This window comes from Geobacillus sp. DSP4a (genome assembly GCF_013096875.1).
GTDB lineage: Bacteria > Bacillota > Bacilli > Bacillales > Anoxybacillaceae > Geobacillus > Geobacillus thermophilus.
Genome location: NZ_SDLD01000001.1, coordinates 205,554 through 230,874, shown reverse-complemented (window position 1 = coordinate 230,874; position 25,321 = coordinate 205,554). Strand labels below are relative to the sequence as shown.

Below are 25,321 nucleotides of genomic sequence, written 5' to 3'. Positions count from 1 at the left end.
GGTTCGTCTATCCATTGTTTGGACCATCCTCCGCCTCTTCCGGCCGGCGGCGGTCGCCGTCGGAAATTTCGCGGATCAGCCGCTCAATGCGGCTGCCGTATTCCATCGTTTCATCGATCTCAAACAAAATTTCCGGCGTTTTGCGCAGGCGAATGCGCTGCCCGATTTCCGAACGGATGAATCCTTTCGCCTTTTCCAGTGCTTTCAGCGTGTTCTCCCGCTGCTCGTCATCGCCTAAGACGCTAATGTACACTTTCGCTTGCTGCAAATCGCCGGTGACGCGCACATCGGTGACGGTGACGAAACCGATGCGCGGATCTTTCAGCTTGCGGCCGATAATGTCGCTCAACTCTTTTTTCATTTGCTCGCCAACGCGAGTTGCCCGTATGTTCATCATCCATCACCTCGGTTTACAACCACTCAAATGATGTGGACGCCCGCTCCAACTCGGGGAACGAATCGATCAAGGCCAAGGCCCGCTCGAGTTCCCGCTCAGCCGCCATTCGGCTCGACGCGATGGCGACAAGGCCGATTTTCGCCCGCTGCCATGCGTCTTGATAATCGAGTTCAGCCACAGAGACGTTGTACTTTTGCCGAATCCTTGTCAGCACCCGCTGCAGGACGGCCCGTTTGTCCTTCAGCGAGCGGGCGTTATAAATGAGACATTCGCATGCGGCAAAGCCGATCATGCCCGAGCCACTTCCTGCATGACGTACGCTTCAATAACGTCCCCTTCTTTAATGTCATTGAAGTTTTTGATCGTCAAGCCGCACTCATATCCTTGCGCCACTTCGCGCACATCGTCTTTATACCGTTTGAGCGAATCGATTTCGCCTTCGTACACGACGATGCCTTGGCGGATGAGGCGCACTTTGCTGTCGCGGGTGATTTTGCCGTCGGTGACATAGCAGCCGGCGATCGTGCCAACTTTGGACACTTTGAACGTTTGCCGCACTTCCGCTTGGCCGATGACTTTCTCTTCGTATTCCGGGTCGAGCATCCCTTTCATCGCCGCTTCAATTTCCTCAATGACGTTGTAAATGATGCGATGGAGGCGGATGTCGACTTTTTCCGATTCAGCGGCGCGCTTCGCATTCGCATCCGGGCGGACGTTAAAGCCAATGACGATAGCGTTCGATGCCGTCGCCAGTGAAATATCCGATTCGGTGATGGCGCCGACCGCCGCATGGATGATTTTCACCCGCACGCCTTCGACATCGATTTTTTGCAAGGCGGCAACCAGCGCCTCAACCGATCCTTGAACATCGGCTTTGACGATCAAGTTCAGCTCTTTCATTTCGCCTTGCTTGATTTGTTCGAACAAATCGTCGAGGCTGACGCGCGTTTTCACGCTCCGCTGCTCCTGCAGCTGCCGCTGCGCCCGCGCTTCCCCGATTTGCCGCGCCTTTTTCTCATCCTCAAACACCATGAAACGGTCGCCGGCTTGCGGCACGTCGTGCAGCCCGGTAATTTCCACCGGCATCGACGGCCCCGCTTCCTTGACGCGCCGCCCGCTGTCATTGACCATCGCCCGCACACGCCCGTACGTCGTGCCGACGACGATCGGATCGCCGACTTTGAGCGTGCCGGTTTGAACGAGCAGCGTCGCCACCGGGCCGCGCCCTTTGTCGAGCTTCGCTTCAATGACCGTTCCGACCGCGCGCCGGTTCGGATTGGCTTTTAATTCTTCCATCTCGCTGACAAGCAAAATCATTTCCAACAGATGATCGAGGCCCTCTTTCGTTTTCGCCGACAGCTTGCAGAAAATCGTATCGCCGCCCCATTCTTCCGGAACGAGGTTGTACTCCATCAACTCTTGCATGACGCGGTCCGGGTTCGCTTCCGGTTTATCCATTTTGTTAATGGCGACGATGATCGGCACGTTTGCCGCCTTGGCATGGTTGATCGCCTCGACCGTCTGCGGCATGACCCCGTCATCGGCCGCGACGACAAGGATGACGATATCGGTCACTTGCGCGCCGCGCGCCCGCATCGTCGTAAACGCTTCATGGCCTGGTGTATCGAGGAACGTAATTTTTTTGTCATTGACGGTGACTTGGTAAGCGCCGATGTGCTGCGTAATGCCGCCCGCTTCTTGCTCGGTCACTTTCGAATGGCGGATCGCATCAAGAAGCGTCGTTTTCCCATGGTCGACGTGCCCCATGATCGTGACAACCGGCGGCCGTTCAACCAGGTCTTCCGGAGCATCGGCAATTTCAATCGCTTCAAAGTTCGTTTCGTCAATGGTCACCTTTTCTTCCACTTCAACGCCGTAGTCGGAGCAGATGAGCTCGATCGCATCTTTGTCCAAGTCTTGGTTGATCGTCGCCATCACGCCAAGCATAAACAGCTTTTTAATAATTTCCGACGGCTCGCGGCCCAATTTTTTCGCCAGCTCGGCCACGGTGAGCGAACCCTCGAACGTAATTTTCTTCGGCAGCTCTTTTTCTTTTTTCGCCGGCTGCGGCACCTGCTTCGCGGCCGGGGCCGCTTGTTTTTTCCCTTTCGCCGGCCCTTTTCCTTTCTTCTTCGCCGCTTGGAACGCTTTCTTTTCTTGCTGCTGCGCCTCCGTTCGTTTTGTTTCTTTCCCTTTCACCGCCCCTTTTTTCTTGGCCGGCTTGGCCGCTTCTTTTGTATCGTCAAAAATTTCCTCATCCGAGAAATCGGCCGTCTTCGCCGGCGTCGGCCGCTTCGGCTTGTCGGTTTTCTTTTCCGCTTTCTTTTCATTTTTGGTTTCGGTTTTCTTTTCGGCCTTTGGGCGGTATTGATGGTCAAGCTTTTCGACGACATCGGCCTCGAGCATGGCCATATGATTGTTGACTTCAATGTTCATTTCTTTCAATTTATGAATAACGTCCTTGCTTGGCACGTTCTGTTTTTTCGCATATTCGTACACACGCATTTTTGACATACAGTCACCCCCATAAAGATCGGTCGAGCATCGTTTGCAATTGGCGCGCGAACCCTTCGTCGGTGACGGCAACGACGACGCGGGCGTCTTTGCCAATCGCGCCGCCCAGCACATACCGGTCCGGCACTTTGCAAAGCGGGACGCCATAAAACGCACATTTATCCGTCACTTTTTTTTCCGTGTTGGCCGACGCATCTTCCGAAAGCAACACGAGCCGCGCCCTGCCCCGTTGCACTTCTTTGACGACAAGTCCCTCTCCGGAAACGACTTTTCCGGCCCGCTGCGCCAACCCTAACAGCGATGCCCAGCGGTTCTGTTTCATTGTCCTGCCTGTTTCTCCTTTTTCGCCAAAGCAAGCAGCTCGTCATAGAGCGAGTCGGCGATGTCGGCTTTTAAATGGCGGGCCAAAATATTTTTCTTTTTCGCCTGTAAAATGCAATCCGGGTCAAGGGTAATATACGCGCCCCGCCCCGCTTTTTTGCCGGTCGGGTCGATCGACACCTCTCCTTCTTTGGAGCGGACGATGCGCACCATTTCCCGCTTTGGCTTCATCTCTCCAGTGACGACGCATTTGCGCAACGGAATTTTCTTTTGCGCTGCCATTTCTATTCCCCCTCACTCGATTTCCGCCGATGCATCGAATGATTGGACGTTCTCATCACTATTTTCATTATCGGCCGCCGCGCCGTTGAAATCAAGCGAAGTGGATGGCGCATACGGATCAATGCCCATGTCCCGCGCCTCGGACTCGCTTTTAATATCGATTTTCCAGCCGGTCAATTTTGCCGCCAGACGGGCGTTTTGCCCGCGTTTGCCGATGGCGAGCGACAGCTGGTAGTCCGGAACGATGACGGTCGTCGCCCTTTGCTCTTCATTGACGATGACGCGCAGCACTTTCGCTGGGCTTAACGCATTGGCGACAAACTCCACCGGGTCGGCCGACCAGCGGACGATATCAATTTTTTCCCCGTTCAGCTCGTCGACGATCGCCTGGACGCGCTGCCCTTTTGGCCCGACGCAGGCGCCAACCGGATCGACTTCCGGATTGTCGGAATGGACGGAAATTTTGGAACGATCGCCGGCTTCGCGGGCGATCGACTTGATTTCAACCGTCCCGTCGTAAATTTCCGGCACCTCAAGCTCAAACAGCCGCTTCAGCAAGCCCGGATGAGTGCGGGAGACGAAAATTTGCGGCCCTTTTGTCGTCTTTTCCACTTTCGTAATGTACACTTTCAGCCGATCGTGCGGTTTGTACGTTTCATTCGGCATTTGTTCGTTCGCCGGCAAAAGCGCCTCCGCCTTGCCGAGGCTGACATAGACAAAACGCGGGTCAATGCGCTGGACGATGCCGGTCATAATGTCCTCTTCGCGGTCGACAAATTCGGCGTAGATGATGCTCCGCTCCGCTTCGCGCACGCGCTGGGTCACGACTTGTTTCGCTGTTTGCGCAGCGATGCGCCCGAAATCGCGCGGCGTCACTTCCAATTCGACGACATCGCCGATTTGATAGTTCGGATTGATCCGCTGCGCCTCCTCAAGCGAAATTTCAAGACGCGGATCGGTCACCTCTTCGACGACGTCTTTGCGGGCGAGCACGCGGATCGTCCCTGTTTCCATATTTAAATCGACGCGCACGTTTTGCGCTTGGCCGAAATTGCGCTTGTACGCGGAAACGAGCGCCGCTTCAATGGCTTCCATAATCACTTCTTTGCTGATGCCTTTTTCCCGCATCAGATCGGCTAACGCCTCAAGCAACTGCGTGTTCATGAAACGAAAATCCCCCTTTTATCATTAAGAGAAAATGACGGCTAATCTAGCGCTCGCCACTTTTTCATACGGAATGGCGACCGTTTTTTGCCGCCCGCGGTCTTTGACCGACAGCATCACGGTCGTCCCGTCAAAAGCGGTCAATTCCCCTTCAAACTGCTTTTCTCCTGCAATCGGCTCGTATGTTTTGATATATACATTTTTCCCAATTGCTCTTACAAAATCTTTTTCATTTTTTAACGGCCGCTCCGCTCCCGGCGATGACACTTCTAAAAAATAGTTGTGCGGAATCGGGTCGACCTCGTCGAGCTTTTCGCTTAGTCTTTCACTGACGACGCCGCACTGTTCAATGTCCACGCCGGTGTCTGAATCAATAAAGACGCGCAAAAACCAGTTTTTTCCTTCTTTCACATACTCGATGTCCACCAGCTCGAGCCCCATTTCGTCCAAAATCGGCGCGACAAGCTGTTCAACCGTTTCTGTCACTTTTTTGCTCATCGTGTTCCTCCTTACTGGGCAAGGCTGCATGCTGCATAATGAGAAAATCCCCTGCACAAGGCGGGGAATGAACGAAAGACGGAAAGACCGATGCTCATTCAAGACGAAAGAGTGGGTTTCCCCACTCTTTGCTTGCCATTATCTTTGCCAATTCCACTAAAACTATAACACATTGGGAAATATATTGCAACGAAAAACCGTCCGTCAGAACAAGGACAGCTGGTTATGATCCGGAAGCGAGTCGAGGCAGCCGCGGCTTTCGAGATACTCAAGCAGCGTTTTCGACACTTTGCCGCGCTGCTGCAAATCTTCTTTTGACAAAAACTCCCCTTCTTCGCGGGCGCGCACAATGTTTTGCGCCACGTTCGTCCCGAGCCCCGGGATGGCGTTAAACGGCGGAATAAGCGAGTTGCCGTCAATGACAAATTCGGTCGCCTGCGAGCGGTACAAGTCGATATTTTTAAAGGAAAAGCCGCGCTCGCACATTTCCAGCGCCACTTCCAGCACCGTGAGCAAGCTTTTCTCTTTCGCCGTCGCCTGAATGCCTTTGGCGTTGATTTCCTCAATCCGCTTGCGAATGGCGGCTGATCCTTTGATCATAGCGTCAAGGTCAAAGTCCTCCGCCCGCACCGTAAAGTACGACGCGTAATACAAAAGCGGATGGTGCACCTTAAAGTAGGCGATGCGCACCGCCATCAACACGTAGGCCGCCGCGTGCGCTTTCGGGAACATGTATTTGATTTTTTTGCACGAGTCGATGTACCATTCCGGCACGTTATGCTTGCGCATCTCCGCCTCAAATTCCGGCGTCAATCCTTTCCCTTTGCGCACCGATTCCATAATTTTAAACGCCAGCGACGGCTCAAGCCCGCGGTAAATGAGATAGACCATAATGTCGTCGCGGCAGCCGATCACCTCAGAAAGCGTGCACGTGCCATTTTGAATGAGTTCTTGCGCGTTGCCAAGCCATACATCGGTGCCGTGCGACAAACCGGAAATTTGCACGAGCTCGGAAAATGTTTTCGGCTTCGTTTCTTCGAGCATTTGCCGGACAAAGCGCGTGCCGAATTCCGGGATGCCGATCGTGCCGACGTTGCACATAATTTGCTCCGGCGTAACGCCAAGCGGCTCGGTGCTGCTGAAAATGCCCATCACGTCCGGGTCGTCGGTCGGGATCGTTTTCGGATCGATGCCGCTTAAATCTTGCAGCATGCGAATGACCGTCGGATCGTCGTGCCCGAGAATATCGAGCTTCAATAAATTGTCATGAATCGAGTGGAAGTCAAAATGGGTCGTCCGCCATTCCGATGACGTATCATCGGCTGGATATTGGATCGGCGTAAAGTCGTAAATTTCCATATAATCGGGAACGACGATAATGCCTCCAGGGTGCTGCCCAGTCGTCCGCTTCACTCCGGTGCAGCCGGCCGCGAGCCGGTCGATTTCCGCGCCGCGCAGCTCTAAGTTATGGTCGCTCGCATACGCTTTGACAAATCCGTACGCCGTTTTGTCGGCGACCGTGCCGATCGTCCCGGCGCGGTAGACGTTGTCTTCGCCAAACAGCACTTTCGTATAGTTGTGGGCGCGCGGCTGGTACTCGCCGGAGAAGTTCAAATCGATATCCGGCACTTTGTCGCCTTTAAAGCCGAGAAACGTCTCAAACGGGATGTCGTGCCCGTCTTTCTTGTATTTCGTTCCACATCGCGGGCAGTTTTGATCCGGCAAATCAAACCCTGAGCCGACTGAACCGTCATTAAAAAACTCGGAATGTTTGCAGTTCGGGCAGACGTAATGCGGCGGCAGCGGGTTCACCTCGGTAATTTCCGTCATCGTCGCGACAAACGATGAGCCGACCGAGCCGCGCGACCCGACAAGGTAGCCGTCATCGAGCGACTTTTTGACGAGCTTATGCGAAATTAAGTAAATGACGGCAAATCCGTGGCCGATAATGCTCTTCAGCTCTTTTTCAAGCCGCTCCTCAACGAGTTTCGGCAGTGGGTCTCCGTAAATTTCTTTCGCCCGCCGGTAGCTCATTTCCTTGATTTCCTCGTCCGCCCCTTCGATGCGCGGCGTGTACAGCTCATCCTTGATCGGCTTCACTTCACCGATTAACGAAGCGATTTTTTGTGTGTTGTCGACGACGATTTCTTTCGCTTTTTCCGGCCCTAAAAACGAGAAGCAATCCAGCATTTCGTTCGTCGTGCGGAAATACACATCCGGCAGCTCATGCCGGTTGAGCGGGTTCGCCCCGCCTTGCGAATGGATTAAAATTTTCCGGTAAATTTTGTCCTCCGGATTTAAATAATGGACGTTGCCGGTGGCGACGACCGGAATGTTGAGCTTTTCGCCAAGGGCGACGATGCTGCGGATGATGTTTTGGATCATCTCTTCATCTTTGACGTAATCCATTTCAATGAGCGGCTTGTACACCTCGGGCGGATGCACCTCAAGAAAATCGTAAAAGCGGGCGATGTCTTCGACTTCCTCCGGCGCCTTTTGGATCAAGTTGTCAAACAGCTCGCCTTTGTCGCAGCCCGAGCCAACGAGCAGCCCTTCACGATGCTTGACCAGCACGGAGCGCGGGATGCGCGGCACGCGGTGAAAATAATCGATGTGCGACAGCGAGACGAGCTTGAACAAGTTTTTCAGCCCGATGTCGTTTTGCGCCAACAGCGTCGCATGGAACGGGCGCGCCAGGCGGTACGACGCATCGCTGTGCGTGCGGCTGTTTAATTCGTCATGAAACAGTATGCTGCGCTCTTCCGCTTCCTTCAATAGCCGCATAAGCAAATGCCCGGTTGCCTCCGCGTCGTAGATGGCGCGGTGGTGCTGGGTCAGTTCAATGTCGAACTTTTTGCAAAGCGTGTTCAGCCGGTGGTTTTTCAAATCCGGATACAAAAAGCGGGCGAGTTCAAGCGTGTCAATGACCGGATTGGCGAGCTTGCCGCGTCCCATGCGGGCGAGGCCTGCGTTTAAAAACCCGATGTCAAAGCTGGCGTTATGGGCCACAAGCGTCGCATCGCCAATCCAGTCAACAAAACGGGCCAGCACCTCATCCGGCTGCGGAGCGTCTTTCACCATTTCGTCCGTGATTCCGGTCAATTCCATCGTCGTCACGGACAGCGGATGTCCCGGATTGGCAAAGGACATAAACCGGTCGATGATCTCGCCGTCTTTGATTTTGACGGCCGCCAGCTCAATGATCGTATTGTACACAGCCGACAGCCCGGTCGTTTCAACGTCAAAGACGACGTACGTCTCCTCCGAAAGACGGCGGTGCGTTTCATTGTAGGCGATCGGCACGCCATCGTCGACGATGTACGCCTCAAGGCCGTAAATGACCTTCATGCCGTGTTTTTTCGCCGCGCTGTAGGCCTCCGGAAACGACTGAACAACGGCATGGTCGGTGACGGCGATCGCCGGATGACCCCATTTTTTCGCTTGTTCGATGAGTTTTGTCACCGAGGTAACCGCGTCCATTTGGCTCATCGGGGTATGCAAATGGAGCTCGACCCTCTTTTCCCCTTCGGGCGCTGTATCTTGCCGTTCGTTTGCAGCGATTTCGTTCAAATCGTTGGCGATGATGACCAAATCGCGGACGAATGTGTCGTTTTGCACGCTGCCGCGCACTTTCACCCACATGCCTTTTTTGACGCCGCTCATGAGCTCGGCGTCCTCTTTGTCGCGCGAGAACATTTTGACTAAAATCGAGTTCGTGTAATCGGTGATTTTCATGGTCAACAGCGTGCGGCCGCTTTTGAGCTCGCTCACCTCAGCGTCAAACACATACCCTTGCACCACAACGCGCCGCTCTTCCTCAACGATCGTCTCAAGCGGACGCACTGGCTCCTCGTCGCGGATCGGGTAGCCGATGACGAGCGGTCCGGATGGAGAAGCGGCTGCTGCCTTTTCCTCTTCTTTTGCCATATCGGTCAGCACCGCCAACGCCCGCTCTTCATCTTCTTGCTGCTTTTGCGCCAAAAACTGCTCCATTTCCTGCTCAGCCGGTTGCACGTCGACTTCCAGCTGAAGCGGCGGAAAACCGAACGACGCGTAAATCGCAGCGATTTTTTGCGCAAACCGCCGTTTGACGGCCAGCGCCTCCGCCTCGTGGCGGGCGGTGACAATGAGCTTGTTCCCTTTCACCGCCGGCGTCTGCCGGCTCAGCAAATCGACAAGCGGCGAGACGCCTTCTTGCAGCTCGGCGAGGCAAAGCGGCCAGTACGCCCGCACATCGTCTTCCGTTACGCGCGGCGATTCGACATCAATCGTATACCGGATGGCAGCGATATGGCGGAAAGCAGCCGCCAAGCGGTCCGTAAACGATTTGTACACCTCGGCCGGCAGCACGTTGGCGAACTGAAAATAGAAATGCCAGCTTTTTTCTTCTTTATCAATCACGACTTTGTGAATGAACGCATCACGGAAATACGGCATCCATTCATCCGACGTCATCTTCAGTTGCTCAAGCAAAACGAAAAACCGCTCTTTTTGTTCTTTCGTGGCCATGATTTCCCCTCTCAACGAAATCGTTTCTCTTTCTAATCATACCATACAAACGCCAAAAAGCGCCGACGGAAAAGAAACTCGTTCTTTTTCGCCGGCGCCGTTCGTTCACCCTTGCAAGAGGCGGCGCACCGTATCGGTCAGTTCGCCCACCGGCACGTCAAACGTCTCGCCTGTTTTTCGCACTTTCACTTCGACGATGCCTTCGCCCGCCCGCTTGCCGACGGTGACGCGAACCGGAATGCCGATCAAATCGCTGTCGGCAAACTTGACTCCGGCCCGCTCCGGGCGGTCATCGTATAACACTTCAAATCCTGCCTGTCCCAATTTTTCGTACCATTCCTCCGCCAACGCCCGCTGCTCGTCGCTTTTCGCGTTCGCCGTCAGCAAATGGATATGAAACGGCGCCACCGAAGCCGGCCAGACGAGCCCGTTTTCATCGGCAAACTGCTCGGCAATCGCCGCGACCAGCCTGGAGACGCCGATGCCGTAGCAGCCCATGATCATCGTCTTCGTTTGGCCGTTTTCATCCAAGTACACGGCGTTCATTGCCTCGCTGTATTTCGTGCCAAGCTTGAACACGTGCCCGACTTCAATGCCGCGGGCGAAGCGGATCGTCCCTTTGCCGTCCGGAGACGGGTCGCCCTCTTGGACAAAGCGCAAGTCGGCGTATTGACTGACGGCAAAATCGCGGTCCGGGTTGACGCCGATGTAATGGTAGCCTTCCTCATTCGCGCCGCAAACACCGTTGACGATGGCAGCAACAGCATGGTCCGCGATCACCATGACCGCTTCGCTGACACCGATCGGACCGAGCGAGCCGACCGGCGCCCCCATCACCCGTTCTGTTTCTTCCGGCGTCGCCAGCTCCACGACGGTGGCGTCGAGCACATTTTTCACTTTCACCTCGTTCGCCTCGTGGTCGCCGCGGACAAGGACAAGCACGTACCGGCCATCGACATTGAACAAAAGCGACTTGATGCAGCGCTCCGGCGAAACTTGTAAGTAGGAAGCGACTTCATCAATCGTTTTTTGCCCCGGCGTCGCCACTTTTTTCAATTCGGCCGGCGGCTCGCTGCTTTTCTCGTACGTGGTCACAACCGGCGCCATTTCAATGTTGGCGGCATAGTCGGACGCGTCGGAATAGGCGATCGTATCTTCGCCAATGTCCGAGAGCACCATGAACTCGTGCGTATCTTTGCCGCCGATCGCCCCCGAATCCGCGATGACAGCACGGAAGTTTAAGCCGCAGCGGCGGAAAATGTTCGAATAGGCGTTATACATGTCGTTGTACGTTTCATCCAAACTTTCTTTTGACGTATGGAACGAATAGGCGTCTTTCATCATGAATTCACGGCCGCGCAGCAGTCCGAAGCGCGGGCGCTTTTCATCGCGGAATTTCGTTTGGATTTGGTACAACACAAGCGGCAGCCGCTTGTACGTTTTCACTTCATCGCGGACGATCGCCGTGATCATTTCCTCATGCGTCGGCCCAAGGGCGAAATCGCGCTCGTGCCGGTCTTTTAAGCGCATCAACTCCGGTCCGTACGAATACCAACGGCCGGACTGCTGCCAAAGCTCGGCCGGCTGCAGCGCCGGCATCAGCAGTTCCATGCCGCCGATGCGGTTCATCTCCTCACGGATGATCGCTTCAATCTTTTGCAGCACGCGTTGCCCGAGCGGCAAAAACGTGTAGACTCCGCTCGCGCTCTGGCGGATGAAGCCGGCCCGCAGCAGCAGCTGATGGCTTTTCACTTCCGCGTCCGCCGGCACTTCGCGCAATGTCGGAATAAACGCTTGACTTTGTCTCATTCACAGCCACCTCATTCTCTCTCTTTATAGGAAAAATTTTTGAATGTCGTTCCATGTGACGACAAGCATCAGCAACATAAGCAAGGCGAAACCGATAAAATGGACCATTCCTTCTTTTTGCCGGTCGACCGGCTTGCCGCGCACGGCTTCAATGGCGAAAAAGAGGAGCCGCCCGCCGTCTAGCGCCGGCAATGGCAACAAGTTGACAATCCCGAGGTTGATGCTTAAAATCGCGCCCCATTTCATCAAGTAGTAGATCCCGGACTCCGCCACCTTGCCAGTCGATACAGCGATGCCGACCGGGCCTGACAGCATGTCAAGCTGAAACTGGCCGGTGATCAATTGAACGAGCCCTGTTGCAATTTCCCTCGTCCAGTAATACGTCTCGACCAGCCCTTGCTTTACGGAGCCGAACACCGATTTTTCCATCGGCTGATAGACGCCGATTAAGCCGATCGTCTCCCCTTGAATCGTTTTCGCTTCCGGGGTGACGGTCACGCTCATGTCTTTCCCGTTCCGCTCAATTTGAAACTCCAGCGGCTCCTCTGGATGAGCGCGAATCGTGTTGACGATTTCCGTCCACGTTTCCATCCGTTCGCCGTTGATGGCGATGACCTCATCCCCTTGCTTCAACCCCGCCGCGCGCGCCGCTCCATCCGGCGTCAGCTCGCCGATGACCGGCTTATCGACCGGGTAGCCTTGCAAAAGGCCGATGATGATAAAGACGAGGACGGCCAATAGAAAGTTGGCGAGCGGGCCGGCCAAAATCGTCATCGTCCGCTGCCCGAGCGTTTTTGCCGCAAATTGGCGGTGGTACGGGGCGATTTGAATTTCTTGGCGGTCGACGACAAAAAACGCCGGTTCTTTCACCGCAAACCGCTCCAGCCGCTCGCCGTCGGCATAGCCGGTGACATACATGCCATGCTCCAAATCAGCGTCTTCCACCTCAACGACCCGAATGTTCGGATAATCGTCCTTATGGTTGAGGACGATTTTTTCCACCCGTCCTTCACTGTCAAGCAAAAGACCGACGACTTGCCCGCGCTTCAGCTCGATCGTTTCCGGGTCTTCGCCGGCCATGCGGACGAAACCGCCAAGCGGCAAAAGCCGGATCGTATACACCGTTTCGCTTTTCTTAAACGAAAACACTTTCGGTCCGAACCCGATGGCAAACTCGCGGCACAAAATGCCGGCCCGTTTGGCCAGCAGCAAATGCCCGAGCTCGTGAAAAAAGACGAGAGCGCCGAAGACAACAATAAACGAAATAATCGATTCCAACGTTTCAACCACCTTTATGCTAATAGTGAGCGGACATAAGCGCGCACATCCGCGTCAATTTCGCGAATCTCTTCAAGCTGCGGATCGTCCACCGGCTGATGGCGCTCAAGAGCGCGCTCGATCCACTCCTCGATGGCCAAAAACGGAATGCGTCCGGCTAAAAACGCCGCCACCGCTTCCTCATTGGCGGCATTCAACACCGTCGGCAGCGAGCCGCCGCGTTTTCCAGCTTCATAGGCAAAGCGGAGGCAGCGGTAACGGTCAAAATCGACCGGGGCGAAATGGAGCGCCCCAAGCGCAGCCAAATCGAGCGGCTTGGCTGCCGCAAGCGGCAGCCGCTCCGGATAGGCGAGCGCGTATTGAATCGGGATGCGCATATCCGGCGTGCCCAACTGGGCTAAGATGCTCGTGTCGCGAAACTCGACGAGCGAATGGATGACGCTTTCTCGGTGCAGCACGACCTCGATCCGCTCATACGGCAGCCCAAACAGCCAATGCGCTTCAATGACTTCAAACCCTTTGTTCATCATTGTGGCGGAATCAATCGTAATTTTCGCCCCCATCGACCAATTCGGATGGCGAAGCGCTTCTTCGACCGTCACATGAGCGAGCTCTTCGCGCGTCCGATCGCGAAAGCTCCCGCCCGACGCGGTCAGAATCAGCTTCTCCACGTGTTCACGCTTTTCCCCTTGCAAGCATTGAAAAATGGCGGAATGCTCGCTGTCAACCGGCAACAGCGGCACACCACGCCGCTTGGCTGCCGCCGTGACAAGATGCCCGGCAACGACAAGCGTCTCTTTATTGGCGAGAGCGATCGTCTTCCCGGCTTCAATCGCTTTTAATGTCGGCACGAGGCCGACGCTGCCGACGACGGCGGTGACAACGACGTCCGCCTGCGGGCAAATAGCCGCCTCCACCAACCCTTCCTCTCCGTACACGACTGCAGTCCGCCCGCTGTACTCGCAGCGAAGCACTTCGTAAGCGTCTCGGTCGGTGACAGCGACAAGAACAGGGGAAAACTCAGCAATCAGCTTTCTTGCCGCTTCCACATTTTTCCCAACCGATGCCGCCGCCAGACGAAACTTGTCCGGATGAGCGCGCATGACATCGAGCGTTTGCTGGCCGATCGATCCGCTCGCCCCTAATATACTAATATATTTCAACATTTTCACTCCTCATCCGCTTATCGTACTGCTTCGATGAATATGTATAAGAGCGGCAGCACAAACAGCAGACTGTCAAACCGGTCCAAAATGCCGCCATGCCCCGGCAAAATCGCCCCCGAATCCTTCACGCCGTAATGGCGTTTGAAAGCGGACTCGACCAAGTCGCCAAGCTGGCCGAACATCGAAAGCAAAAGCGCAATCCCCACAGCTGCGCCAAGGCTGCCGAACGGGCCGACTGCCCATTCGTAAACGACCGCGATGACAACAGCGCAGACGACGCCGCCAATGGCGCCTTCGACTGTCTTATTCGGGCTGATTTCCGGCCATAGCTTGCGCCGGCCGAACGCGCGGCCGAGAAAATACGCTCCGATGTCGGTCGCCCAAATGACAAACAGCGCGTAGACGAAGTACGCCAAGCCGGCCAAGCGGATCGCGGCGAAGCAGAAAAACCCGACGCCAACATACAAAACCGCCAGCACGACAAATGCTGCCTCATCAAACGTCAGCGCATTTTTTGTCACGACGGTGCCGACAAGCAGCAAAAAAGCGAGCGCGGCCAGCACACCGAACTTTGTCGTCCCGGACGCCAGCCATTCTTGGCCGTAAAGAGCGGGAACAAGCAGGAGCCAAAGGGCGGCAAACCCGGCGGCCCCAGCGAAAGACAACGGGGACATCCCTTTCATCCGCAGCAGCTCAAACAGTCCGACCGTGGCCAATATATATGTTACTATTATAAACGGAAATCCGCCAAAAATAACAATCGGCAAAAAGAGCGCCGCCGCTATGACTCCGGTGATGATTCGCTGCTTCATCGCGCTGACACCCCTCCAAACCGGCGGTCGCGGCGCTGGTAGGCAGCGATCGCCTCTAGAAAATGTTGCTCCGTAAAATCCGGCCATAAGACATCCGTAAACCAAAGTTCCGTATACGCCAATTGCCAAAGCATGAAATTGCTCAGGCGGATCTCTCCGCTTGTGCGAATGAGCAAGTCCGGATCTTTCAGGCCGTTCGTCATCAAGTATGAGGAAATGAGCGGCTCCGTAATATCGTCCGGCGCGAGCACCCCGCGCTCGACATCCTCAGCGATCCGCTTTACAGCGGCGGCAATCTCCGCCCGGCTTCCGTAATTGAGCGCAAAGTTTAAAATTAAGCCGGTGTTGCCGCTCGTTTCGTGAATCGCTTGCTCAACTGCCCGGCGCGTATGATCGGGCAACGCCTCCGTATGACCGATCACTTGGACTTTGACATTTTCGGCGACGAGCTCGGGAAGAAACGTCGTCAAAAACTGTTCCGGCAGCTTCATTAAATAGTCGACTTCCGTTTTCGGCCGTTTCCAGTTTTCCGTCGAAAACGCGTAAAGCGATAAAATTTCGATCCCAAGCTCATTGGCAAAACGGGTGATTTTGCGCACGACTTGCATGCCTTCGTAATGGCCGGCCACCCTCGGCAGCGCCCGTTTTTTTGCCCATCTCCCGTTCCCATCCATAATGATGGCAACATGGTTCGGAATCGGATGGTCAAGCACATCCTCTTTTGTCAGCGGGGCATCTTCCCGCTTCGCTTTTCGGATTTTATTAAACATACGAGTCCTCCGGGATCGTGTTTTGCCTTTCCATTATAGCAAAAAAACCCTCCATCAACATAGAGGGTTTGCATCGTTTTGCCTATACTTCCATAACTTCTTTCTCTTTCTCTTTTGTGATGGCGTCGATTTTGGCGATATGGTCATCGGTCAGTTTTTGCACATCATCAGTGTAGCTGCGAAGTTCGTCTTCCGTAATTTCGCCGTTTTTCTCGAGCTTTTTCAGCTCGTCGTTCGCGTCGCGGCGGATGTTGCGAACCGCGACTTTCGCATCTTCTGAATATTTTTTGACAAGCTTGGCCAGCTCGCGGCGCCGCTCTTCCGTCAACGGCGGAATGACAAGGCGGATGACCGATCCGTCGTTTGATGGCGTCAACCCTAAATCCGATGCTAAAATCGCTTTTTCCATCTCTTTGATGACCGATTTGTCGTACGGCTGGATGACGAGCAGGCGCGCTTCCGGCACGCTGATCGAAGCAAGCTGGTTGATCGGCGTTTGGACGCCGTAATAATCAACCGTCACTTTTTCGAGCAGCCCGGCGTTCGCCCGTCCGGCGCGAATGCTTGCCAGCTCGCGGGTGAATGCTTGCACGGCCTTATCCATTTTTTCTTTCGCCTGTTGAATCACTTGCTTTGCCATCGTTATTTCCCCCTTACGATCGTTCCGATGTTTTCGCCTAAGACAGCGCGTTTAATGTTGCCTTCTTCCATGATTGAAAAGACGATAAGCGGAATGTTGTTGTCCATGCAAAGCGATGAAGCAGTCGAATCCATGACGCCAAGCCCTTGCTTGATGACGTCCAAGTACGACAGCTCGTCGTACTTAACAGCGTTGGCGTCAACGTTCGGATCGGCGCTGTAGACGCCGTCGACGTTGTTTTTCGCCATTAAAATGACGTCCGCTTCAATTTCCGCCGCCCGCAAGGCCGCCGTCGTATCGGTCGAAAAATACGGGTTGCCCGTGCCGGCAGCAAAAATGACGACCCGCTTTTTCTCAAGATGGCGGATCGCCCGCCGGCGGATGTACGGCTCGGCGACTTGCCGCATTTCAATCGACGTCTGCACCCGCGTCTCGACGCCGAGCTGCTCGAGGCTGTCCTGCAGGGCAAGCGAGTTCATCACCGTCGCCAACATCCCCATATAATCGGCTGTCGCCCGGTCCATCCCCATTTCGCTTCCCGTTTTTCCGCGCCAAATGTTGCCGCCGCCGACCACGATGGCGATTTCCACGCCAAGCTCAGCCACTTCTTTCACTTGTCTGGCGATCGACTGGATCACCGCCGGCTGAATGCCAAACCCTTGCTTTCCGGCGAGCGCTTCCCCGCTTAATTTTAATACGACACGTCGATATTTTGGCTGTTCCATGTCCGACCTCCATGATGCAAATCGCTTTGAAAAACAGGGAACACGCGCGTGTTCCCTGTTGCGGTCCGTCACTGCTTTCTGACTTGGCTCATGACTTCTTCAGCGAAATTGTCTTGGCGCTTTTCAAGCCCTTCACCGACTTCATAGCGGATGAACTGTTTAACGGTCGCCCCGTTCGATTCCACATATTGGCGCACTGTGACATCTGGATTTTTGACGAACGCTTGCTCAAGCAGGCAGACGTCTTCGTAAAACTTTTTCAAACGGCCCTCAACCATTTTCTCGACAATATTTTCCGGCTTGCCTTCGTTTAACGCCTGCTGTTTCAATACTTCGCGTTCGCGGTTAAGTTCTTCCTCCGGCACATCCTCGCGCGAAACATATTTCGGATGGAGCGCGGCGATATGCATGGCCACGTCTTTGGCGACCTCTTCGCTGGCGTTGCCGGCTAATAACGTTAATACGCTGATGCGCCCGCCCATGTGCAAGTACGCGCCAAACGTTTCACCGTCCGCTTTGTTGACGACGGCAAAGCGGCGGAGCGTAATTTTTTCGCCGATTTTGGCGATCGCTTCGTTGATGTAGTCTTGGACGGTCGCGCCGTTGTCCATCGTTTGCCCGAGCGCCTCGTCAAGCGAAGCCGGCTTTTGTTTCAGCAAGTGGGCGGCCAGCTCTTTGACGAGCGTTTGGAACGACTCGTTTTTGGCGACGAAGTCCGTTTCCGAGTTCACTTCCAAAATGACGGCTGTGTTGCCTTCAGCAGCGACGTACGTCATTCCTTCCGCCGCGATGCGGTCCGCTTTTTTCGCCGCTTTGGCGATCCCTTTTTCACGCAGCCAGTCGATCGCCTTTTCCATGTCGCCGTTTGTTTCGGTGAGCGCTTTTTTGCAGTCCATCATGCCTGCGCCCGTTTTTTCGCGCAGTTCTTTGACCATTTGTGCTGTAATTGCCATGAATAAATCCTCCTTCTTTTGATCGCATATATGTATCGATGCCGGCAACGGATGCCCATTTTGCCCTTATTCGTTAGTATAGACAAAAGTTGCTGACTTTTGTCTAAAAAAAGGTGATAAAAGGCTTTCCCCTCTTATCACCTTTCCTCCACCTTGCCTTACTCTGCTGCCACAGCGGCTTCTTCGCCTTGTTTCGCCTCAAGCACCGCATCGGCGATTTTCGACGTCAACAGTTTGACGGCGCGGATGGCGTCGTCGTTCGCCGGAATGACGTAGTCGATCTCATCCGGATCGCAGTTCGTGTCGACAATGCCGATGATCGGGATGTTCAACTTGCGCGCTTCCGCCACTGCAATCCGTTCTTTGCGCGGGTCGATGACAAACAGCGCATCCGGCAGTTCTTTCATGTCTTTAATGCCGCCTAAAAATTTCTCAAGCCGCTCTTTTTCTTTTTTCAAACCGATGACTTCTTTTTTCGGAAGAACGTCAAATACGCCATCTTCTTCCATTTTTTCGATTTCGCGCAACCGCTTGATCCGCTTTTGGATCGTTGCAAAGTTTGTCAGCGTGCCGCCAAGCCAGCGTTGGTTGACATAAAACATGCCGCAGCGTTCGGCTTCTTCTTTCACGGATTCTTGCGCTTGTTTTTTCGTGCCGACGAACAAAATTTTGCCGCCGTTCGCCGCCAGTTCGCGGACGAAGTTGTATGCTTCCTCGACTTTTTTCACCGTTTTTTGCAAGTCGATAATATAAATGCCGTTGCGCTCCGTGAAAATGTATTTTTTCATTTTCGGGTTCCAACGGCGCGTCTGATGTCCGAAATGGACGCCAGCTTCAAGCAATTGCTTCATTGAAATGACTGACATGCATGCTCCTCCTGTTTCCTTGTGGTTTTTGTGCCTCCGCCTGCCTCATCTTTCAGCAAGACTGGCGTTGCCAGCACCGTTGCTGAAATCATCAGGCGTGTGTATTCACACCATGTAAAAATATATCATAACCGCCGGCGGGAAATCAAGCTATTGTTCGCCCATTCGGCCGTTTTTTCGGCCAAATTTGAGCAGCAGTTCGACTTCTGTTTTTCCTTTTCCGAGCTTCTTCGCGATTTCTTCGACCGTCATCCCTTCGGCTTCGAGACGGCGGGCGATGGCGGCGGCATGGGCGGATGGCGGCGAAAAGTCGACTACATCTTCGATGGCGTCAACATCGGGAAAATAGTCCGACAGCGCGTCCATGGCGTCCGTTTGTTCAACCCGGCCGCTTCGCCCCAGCTCCGGCCGCTCCGATGCAGTTTGTTTCCGACCCGGCCTGTTTTCGCTGCCCGCTCCGTTTACCAGCCTGCTCTCTTTCTCATTGCCGGGCTCTGACTGCTGAGGCAGGCGGCTCTTGACGGGAGCCGGCGTCCGCTTGTCCGCCGCGGCGGCCGGTTTCGCGCTAAGCAGCGTATCCAACTCGGCCAAAAAGCGCTCATTTTCCTCTTTCCACGCCACGAGATGGGCCGCCATCGCCTCCTCAAGCTCCTCAGCCCGCCTCTTGGCTCTTGCTTCCTCTTCGCTTAGCCGCGACAAGCGCGTGTAAAGCAGGATGATCAACCAAAACGAAAACGCGTGCAGCAACAAGCTGACAGTCAGCCAAAATGCCTCCATCGTTGTTCACTATCCTTTGATGTCGATTGTTTTTCCTTTATAAGGATGACTCCCAAAACGGAGCGCGTCTCCCGCCCGTTTTCCCGTCACTTGGCGGCGCGCCTGCTCCGCTCGTTTTTCCTCCGCGGCTGCCCGCTGCGCCTGCACAACATGAGGGTGCTGCTGCGCCAAGGCGTGCTTGGACGCGGCTTCAGGCGCCTTCGGCATGACGCTTTGCAGCATCGGCAATTGGATGTCCATCTTCCCGCTTCCTTTCGCCTCATGAATCCCCGCTTAAAAAGCGGCGCAATTTCCACAGCGCTTTGGCATGAATTTGCGAAATTCTTGATGTCGACAGCTGCAAAAGACTTCCGATTTCCGTAAACGTCAGCTCTTCTTTGTAAAACAAACTGATGACGAGCTGCTCTTTTTCATTCAACCGTCGAATGCCTTCCGCCAACTGGTCGATCATTTCCCGCTTAATGGCTTCCTCTTCCGGGAGCAGGGCGCGGTCGTCCCGAATCGCCAGCGGCTCATCTTCGTCTTCAGCCGCTCCTTGTCCAAGCGGCAACCAAAGCGACCAAAACGTGTCGCTGGCCGCCGCCTGCACTTCCGCTTCCGTCATGCCAAGTTCAGCCGCAATTTCCTTCGCTGTCACCGATCGCATATACTGCTGCTCCAGCCGTTCGGCCGCTTCCTCGATTTTTTTCGCCTTGTCGCGCACGCTGCGCGGCAGCCAGTCTTCTTTGCGCAAACCGTCCAATATCGCGCCGCGGATGCGGAACGATGCATACGTATCGAATTTCAAATCGCGCGATGGGTCAAACTTTTCAATCGCATCGTACAACCCGAGGAGCCCAAGACTGATCAACTCATCCTTTGGCACAGAACTCGGCAGCGTCGCCGAAAGCCGCTGCACATGGTAGAAAACAAGCGGCATATAGCGCTGCACGAGCTCTTCAGCCGCGCGGCGGTCGCGGCCGTTGACCCAGTCGTCCCAATATTTCCGTTCTTCACCTTTTAGCGCGCTCCCCATCATTCTCCCCCTCGCCTCGCGGAAACCACATATCGTTCCATCATATTTCTTTTATGTCCTGGCACGCCGTGCGGATGGCCAGCACGCCCGTCTGCGGGTTAAACTCGATTGTGCGGCCGCTATGGCCCCCGACATCTTCGGCCACAATCGGGATATGAAGCCGTTCAAGCTGCCTTTTCACTTCCTCAACGTTGCGGGCGCCGATGCGCATCATGTCCCCGCCAGCTGCGGAAAACGAGAACATTTGCGCCCCTCCGGCCAACTTCGCTTTGAGCATGCCCTTCCGTCCTCCGGCGGCCAGGACGAGCTTACAAAGCGCTTCCACCGCTGTATCAGCGTATTTGGCGGCATTGACAACTCCCCCGCGCGCCATCGATGAATGCGGCAGCATCACGTGCGCCATACCGGCAACCGCTTTTCCGCTGTCATAAATGACGACGCCCACGCACGACCCGAGCCCGCATGTGCGGATGACGTTCGGCGCCACGACAACTTCCATTTCGGCAATGCCAACCTTCACTGCTTCTGCCGTCTTCATCCCCCCTCCACACCTAACGCTCGAAAAATAATGGAAAATGATTCTGGGTCAGGAAGAAGGAAGAAATGGCCGTTAATGCTCTCGTTTGGCCGCCGGTCATCGTAAATGGCTGTATCGATCAAAATGGCGCAATCGCCGACGCGCGACAGCTCAAGCAAGCCAAACGACAGCACCGCTCCGATCATATCGATCGCCAGCGCCGGCACGGACGGATGCAAGTTTAACCGGGTGAAATCGGCGAGCGCCGACAAGTATGAGCCGGCCAAAATGTTGCCAAGTTCCTGCAGCGCCGACCGCCCGAGCTCATGGGCTTCGCCTTGGAACGAAAACGAGCCATCGCCCGTCATTCGGCGGACAAACTTCTCGGCCTGGTCCGGCGGCAGCACGAAAAACATGTTTCCCGGCGCTTCGCCTTCGACACGCAAATAGACGCATGCCACCACTTGCTCCGGACCGCCGATCAGCTCCATCATCTCGGCAAATGTCGCAATTTGGACGCGCGGCACAGCCATTTCGATTTTTTTGTTGAGCAGCATGGACAAAGCGGTCGCCGCGTTGCCGGCCCCGATGTTGCCCATTTCGCGCAAAATATCAATGTGTGTCCCTGTTAAGTTGCGAATGTCGTCCAACCGCAAACGCCCCTCTCTCCGTTTTATTCACTTAAGACACTTGCCAAATCAAGCAAAATGAGGAGACGCTTCTCGACTTTCGCCACTCCGCAAATGTAAGCGGCCCCGATGGCGCCGATCGCCTCGGGCGGCTCAATGCTCGCTGCCGGAATATCGAGAACATCGTTGGCCGCATCGACGATCAACCCGACTTCGATATCCCCAAAGGCGGCGATAATCATCCGCGTCTGCTCCCCGTATGGTTCGGGCGCAAACCCGAACCGCTCGCGCAAATCGATAATCGGCGTGACGACCCCGCGCAAGTTGATGACTCCTTTGACATAAGGAGCCGTTCCCGGCACGCGCGTAATCGGCTGCATTTTTTCAATGGAACGAACGTATTGCACCGGCAAGGCATATTCTTCCTCTTGCAGGCGAAATGCAATCACTTTCCAATCCGTCTGCACGCTCATGCTCATCGGTCGCTTCCCCCTTTTTCTGTTCAGCTTCCTCGCCCGGCGCCGCCAACGAAAAGGCCGCGTCCGCCCGCGGCCTTTTTCCAGCTCCGCCGGCATACAGTCGGCTTTCTATTTGACAAGCGCGTTGCAGTCAATAATGAGCGCCACCCGGCCGTCTCCCAAAATCGTCGCCCCTGAAATGGCGAAAACAGAAGATAAATAGTTGCCGAGCGACTTCAACACGACTTCTTGCTGGCCGATAAACGAGTCGACCGCCAACGCCGCCAGCTTTTCCCCTTTTCGCACGATGACAGCCGGCACCGTCTCGCTGTCATCCGACGCGCCCGGCACAGCGAACACGTCCTTCAGCCGGACGAGCGGCACAACTTTGCCGCGGAAATCGATGACCGGCTGGTTATGGACATAGAACACGTCTTCTTTCCTAATGAGCGCCGTCTCCATAATCGATGACAGCGGGATGGCATACGTTTCCGCCGCAATTTGCACAAGCAGCACCGAAATGATCGACAACGTGAGCGGCAGCTGAATGGAAAACAGCGACCCTTGGCCGGGCCGGGAATCGACGGCCACCGTGCCGCCGAGCGACTCGATGGTGCTTTTGACGACATCCAAGCCGACGCCGCGCCCGGAAATGTCGGAAATATGATCGGCAGTGGAAAACCCGGGAGCAAAAATAAGCTCATACACTTGCTCATCGGTTAAATGCTCAGCCGCCTCGGGCGAAACGATGCCGCGGCTGATCGCCTTTTTCAGCACTTTTTCCCTAGAAATACCGGCGCCATCATCCTCGATTTCAATAAAGACATGGTTGCCGCTATGGTAGGCGCGCAATTGGATCGTCCCTTCCTCCGGCTTTCCGCGCGCCGCCCGGACGTCCGGCGCTTCAATGCCATGATCAAGCGCATTGCGGAGCAAATGGACAAGCGGATCGCCGATTTCATCAATGACCGTCCGGTCAAGCTCCGTTTCCGCCCCGATCACATCAAGACGCACTTTTTTGCCGAGCTCGCGGGCGAGCTGGCGCACCATGCGCGGAAAGCGGTTAAACACCGTTTCCACCGGCACCATGCGCATGTTTAAAATAATCGTTTGCAAGTCGCTTGAAATGCGCGACATCCGCTCGACCGTCTCCGTCAGTTCGGCATGGCCGACATCGCGGGCAATTTGCTCAAGCCGCCCGCGGTCGACGACAAGCTCTTCAAATAAGTTCATCAGCATATCGAGCCGTTCAATATTGACGCGGATCGTTTTGCCCACATGCTTGGCCGGCTGCTTTTCCGGCGCTTCGGCTTCGGTTTGCGCCCCCCCGGCTTCCGTTTGCGCCGCTGCGGCTTGCTCGACGGCGTCCGACATCGGCGATTCGGGCGCGGCGGCACGATCTTCGCCTTCGACGGACAGGTCATCGGCATCGAGCACTCGAACGGCCACCTCATCGATTTCGGAAATGCCCATCAGCTGCTTTTGCAGCTCATCCGCCGGCGTTTTCGACACGACCGTGACAAGAAACTCTTGGTCAAACTGCTCCTCCTCAAGCATGTCCACAGGCGGCGTTGATTTCACGACCTCCCCCTCTTGATTGAGCAGTTCAAACACCATATAGACGCGCGCTGCTTTCAACAAGCAATCATCGCGAAGCCGAACGCGGATTTCGTAGACGGAAAATCCCTGCTCCTTCGCCTGCTCGAGCACATGGTATTCAAATTCCCCATACGCATGTTCAAGGGGCGGTTCTTCTCTTGCTGCCTGCTTATTCGGCATCTCCCCTTGCTCGATTCGTTTCAGCTGTTCGACTGTTCTCCTTACATCGCGCGTTCCGTCGCCGCCTGCAGCGATGGAACTGATCATCGCCTCCAAATGGTCGACGGCCTCAAAAATGACGTCAAGCAATTCCGGGGTAACGGAAAGCCGCCGATTGCGGATGCCATCGAGCACGTTTTCCATTTGGTGCGTCAAATTGGCTAAATCTTCAAACCCCATCGTGGCGGACATGCCTTTCAACGTATGGGCCGAACGGAAAATATCATTCACCACAGACATGTCCTCCGGAGTTTTTTCAAGTTCCAACAGCCGCTCGTTGATCGCCTGCAAATGCTCTTTGCTTTCATCAATAAATAAATCCAAATATTGGCTCATGTCCATGCCGTTTCCCCTCACTCCCCGATCAATTGGACGATGGCAGCGGCCATGCTGTCAAGCGGAACGATGACATCAACGACGCCAGCCTCGATCGCCGCTCTTGGCATCCCAAAGATAACGGCTGTCTCGCGCGCTTCCGCGATCGCTTTTGTGTTCCCGCTTTCCTTCAGCTTTTTCACCCCCGCTGTTCCGTCGCTTCCCATCCCGGTCATGATCACCGCCACTTTCCGGCAGCAGCGAATGGCCGCAAGCGACTCGAACAATACGTCAACAGCCGGGCGATGGCCCGCTCGCGGCGGCGATTCGTCGAAACGTGCTTTTAACATGCCGTTTTCCTCATCGACGGCAAGATGGACGCCGCCCGGGGCGATATAGGCGGTGCCATTTCGCAACAGTTCCCCGTCTTCCGCCTCTTTGATCGTGATCGCCGCCAGTGCGTTGAGCCGGTCGGCAAGCGATTTCGTAAACCCTTTCGGCATATGCTGAACGATGACGACCGGAGCGGCAAAATCAGGAGGCAGCTGCGTCAACACCGTTTCCAAGGCGCGCGGACCGCCTGTCGACGTGCCGATGGCGACGACCGTTTTTTGGCTGCGCGCCGTTTGGGCCGGCGGGCGCCGGGCGGCAAGCGCCGGGCGGTGGGCGGCGAGCGCCCTTACATTCGCCTCGCTTGCGTGCAGCACTTTGCGGATCAGCTCATCTTTTACTTTGTATAAATCAAGCGAAATCGGGCCAGACGGCTTGGCGACAAAATCCACCGCCCCGTATTGCATGGCGGTGATCGTGTTTTCCGCCCCTTCCCTCGTCGTGCTCGACACCATGACGACCGGCAACGGCTGCTTGTGCATGATGCGCCGCAACGTTTCGAGCCCATTCATAACCGGCATTTCGACATCAAGCGTGACGACATCCGGGCGCAAGAGGGCGATTTTGTCGAGCGCCTCTTGGCCATTGCGAGCCGTCCCGACGACTTCGAGGCGTGGGTGCTCGGACAAAAAGTCGCTGATCCATTTGCGCATAAACGCCGAGTCATCGACGACAAGCACCTTGATCGTCTTCATGTT

The 25,321-nt window shown here is 55.2% G+C and carries 25 protein-coding genes; all 25 read right to left on the bottom strand.

Annotated features, from left to right (window positions below):
• Nucleotides 1–7: 7 nt before the first annotated feature.
• The 25 genes from rbfA to ETC02_RS01080 all read right to left on the bottom strand — a co-directional run bounded on the left by rbfA (nucleotide 8) and on the right by ETC02_RS01080 (nucleotide 25,318).
• A complete protein-coding gene (rbfA, locus tag ETC02_RS01200) occupies nucleotides 8–394 on the bottom strand; it encodes a 30S ribosome-binding factor RbfA (RefSeq protein WP_033008079.1) in 387 nt (128 codons plus the stop codon).
• A 16-nt stretch (nucleotides 395–410) separates the two neighbouring features.
• Nucleotides 411–689, bottom strand: coding sequence for a DUF503 domain-containing protein (locus tag ETC02_RS01195; RefSeq protein ID WP_033008081.1), 279 nt, complete (start codon nucleotides 687–689; stop codon nucleotides 411–413).
• Complete coding sequence (gene infB, locus ETC02_RS01190) at nucleotides 686–2,911, bottom strand: translation initiation factor IF-2 (RefSeq protein WP_050368514.1); 2,226 nt, start codon at nucleotides 2,909–2,911, stop codon at nucleotides 686–688. The genes ETC02_RS01195 and infB overlap by 4 nt, the downstream gene beginning before the upstream one ends.
• Nucleotides 2,912–2,915: 4 nt before the next feature.
• Nucleotides 2,916–3,233 carry a YlxQ family RNA-binding protein gene (locus tag ETC02_RS01185; protein WP_033008083.1) on the bottom strand — a complete coding sequence of 106 codons (318 nt, stop codon included), beginning with the start codon at nucleotides 3,231–3,233 and terminating at the stop codon, nucleotides 2,916–2,918.
• Entirely contained in the window at nucleotides 3,230–3,514 is a 285-nt protein-coding gene (gene rnpM / locus ETC02_RS01180) for an RNase P modulator RnpM (RefSeq protein ID WP_033016843.1), read from the bottom strand. Before rnpM ends, ETC02_RS01185 begins: the two co-directional genes overlap by 4 nt.
• 12 nt (nucleotides 3,515–3,526) lie before the next feature.
• Nucleotides 3,527–4,678: a transcription termination factor NusA gene (gene nusA, locus ETC02_RS01175; RefSeq protein WP_033016849.1), complete on the bottom strand. Its 1,152-nt coding sequence runs from the start codon at nucleotides 4,676–4,678 to the stop codon at nucleotides 3,527–3,529.
• 24 nt (nucleotides 4,679–4,702) lie between these two features.
• On the bottom strand, nucleotides 4,703–5,176 hold the full coding sequence (rimP, locus tag ETC02_RS01170; RefSeq protein WP_050368513.1) for a ribosome maturation factor RimP: 474 nt from the start codon (nucleotides 5,174–5,176) through the stop codon (nucleotides 4,703–4,705).
• Nucleotides 5,177–5,380: 204 nt separating this feature from the next.
• Nucleotides 5,381–9,685, bottom strand: coding sequence for a PolC-type DNA polymerase III (locus ETC02_RS01165; protein WP_033008089.1), 4,305 nt, complete (start codon nucleotides 9,683–9,685; stop codon nucleotides 5,381–5,383).
• Nucleotides 9,686–9,790: 105 nt separating this feature from the next.
• Nucleotides 9,791–11,494 carry a proline--tRNA ligase gene (locus ETC02_RS01160; protein ID WP_047818151.1) on the bottom strand — a complete coding sequence of 568 codons (1,704 nt, stop codon included), beginning with the start codon at nucleotides 11,492–11,494 and terminating at the stop codon, nucleotides 9,791–9,793.
• A gap of 24 nt (nucleotides 11,495–11,518) precedes the next feature.
• Nucleotides 11,519–12,784, bottom strand: a complete 1,266-nt coding sequence (rseP, locus tag ETC02_RS01155) for an RIP metalloprotease RseP (protein ID WP_171697966.1) — start codon at nucleotides 12,782–12,784, stop codon at nucleotides 11,519–11,521.
• Between the two features lie 2 nt (nucleotides 12,785–12,786).
• Complete coding sequence (dxr, locus tag ETC02_RS01150) at nucleotides 12,787–13,935, bottom strand: 1-deoxy-D-xylulose-5-phosphate reductoisomerase (RefSeq protein WP_047819265.1); 1,149 nt, start codon at nucleotides 13,933–13,935, stop codon at nucleotides 12,787–12,789.
• A gap of 20 nt (nucleotides 13,936–13,955) precedes the next feature.
• Complete coding sequence (locus ETC02_RS01145) at nucleotides 13,956–14,750, bottom strand: phosphatidate cytidylyltransferase (protein ID WP_063211227.1); 795 nt, start codon at nucleotides 14,748–14,750, stop codon at nucleotides 13,956–13,958.
• Nucleotides 14,747–15,520: an undecaprenyl pyrophosphate synthase gene (locus ETC02_RS01140; RefSeq protein ID WP_063211225.1), complete on the bottom strand. Its 774-nt coding sequence runs from the start codon at nucleotides 15,518–15,520 to the stop codon at nucleotides 14,747–14,749. The genes ETC02_RS01145 and ETC02_RS01140 overlap by 4 nt, the downstream gene beginning before the upstream one ends.
• 82 nt (nucleotides 15,521–15,602) lie before the next feature.
• Nucleotides 15,603–16,160, bottom strand: coding sequence for a ribosome recycling factor (frr, locus tag ETC02_RS01135; RefSeq protein WP_033008096.1), 558 nt, complete (start codon nucleotides 16,158–16,160; stop codon nucleotides 15,603–15,605).
• Between the two features lie 2 nt (nucleotides 16,161–16,162).
• On the bottom strand, nucleotides 16,163–16,885 hold the full coding sequence (pyrH, locus tag ETC02_RS01130; protein ID WP_033008098.1) for a UMP kinase: 723 nt from the start codon (nucleotides 16,883–16,885) through the stop codon (nucleotides 16,163–16,165).
• Nucleotides 16,886–16,953: 68 nt separating this feature from the next.
• Nucleotides 16,954–17,838, bottom strand: coding sequence for a translation elongation factor Ts (tsf, locus tag ETC02_RS01125; protein WP_033008101.1), 885 nt, complete (start codon nucleotides 17,836–17,838; stop codon nucleotides 16,954–16,956).
• Nucleotides 17,839–17,996: 158 nt separating this feature from the next.
• Nucleotides 17,997–18,704 carry a 30S ribosomal protein S2 gene (gene rpsB / locus ETC02_RS01120; protein WP_021322279.1) on the bottom strand — a complete coding sequence of 236 codons (708 nt, stop codon included), beginning with the start codon at nucleotides 18,702–18,704 and terminating at the stop codon, nucleotides 17,997–17,999.
• A gap of 150 nt (nucleotides 18,705–18,854) precedes the next feature.
• The gene (locus ETC02_RS01115; RefSeq protein WP_063211223.1) at nucleotides 18,855–19,481 is read right to left on the bottom strand and encodes a hypothetical protein; all 627 of its coding nucleotides are present in this window, start codon (nucleotides 19,479–19,481) and stop codon (nucleotides 18,855–18,857) included.
• Between the two features lie 9 nt (nucleotides 19,482–19,490).
• On the bottom strand, nucleotides 19,491–19,721 hold the full coding sequence (locus tag ETC02_RS01110) for a hypothetical protein (protein ID WP_033016878.1): 231 nt from the start codon (nucleotides 19,719–19,721) through the stop codon (nucleotides 19,491–19,493).
• Between the two features lie 19 nt (nucleotides 19,722–19,740).
• On the bottom strand, nucleotides 19,741–20,496 hold the full coding sequence (locus ETC02_RS01105) for a FliA/WhiG family RNA polymerase sigma factor (protein ID WP_063211221.1): 756 nt from the start codon (nucleotides 20,494–20,496) through the stop codon (nucleotides 19,741–19,743).
• Between the two features lie 40 nt (nucleotides 20,497–20,536).
• On the bottom strand, nucleotides 20,537–21,034 hold the full coding sequence (locus ETC02_RS01100; RefSeq protein WP_033016882.1) for a chemotaxis protein CheD: 498 nt from the start codon (nucleotides 21,032–21,034) through the stop codon (nucleotides 20,537–20,539).
• A complete protein-coding gene (locus tag ETC02_RS01095) occupies nucleotides 21,031–21,663 on the bottom strand; it encodes a chemotaxis protein CheC (protein WP_055358418.1) in 633 nt (210 codons plus the stop codon). The genes ETC02_RS01100 and ETC02_RS01095 overlap by 4 nt, the downstream gene beginning before the upstream one ends.
• 23 nt (nucleotides 21,664–21,686) lie before the next feature.
• A complete protein-coding gene (locus ETC02_RS01090; protein ID WP_063211248.1) occupies nucleotides 21,687–22,121 on the bottom strand; it encodes a chemotaxis protein CheW in 435 nt (144 codons plus the stop codon).
• A 108-nt stretch (nucleotides 22,122–22,229) separates the two neighbouring features.
• Nucleotides 22,230–24,260 carry a chemotaxis protein CheA gene (locus ETC02_RS01085; protein ID WP_063211219.1) on the bottom strand — a complete coding sequence of 677 codons (2,031 nt, stop codon included), beginning with the start codon at nucleotides 24,258–24,260 and terminating at the stop codon, nucleotides 22,230–22,232.
• Nucleotides 24,261–24,271: 11 nt separating this feature from the next.
• Nucleotides 24,272–25,318: a protein-glutamate methylesterase/protein-glutamine glutaminase gene (locus ETC02_RS01080; RefSeq protein WP_063211217.1), complete on the bottom strand. Its 1,047-nt coding sequence runs from the start codon at nucleotides 25,316–25,318 to the stop codon at nucleotides 24,272–24,274.
• Nucleotides 25,319–25,321: the final 3 nt, after the last annotated feature.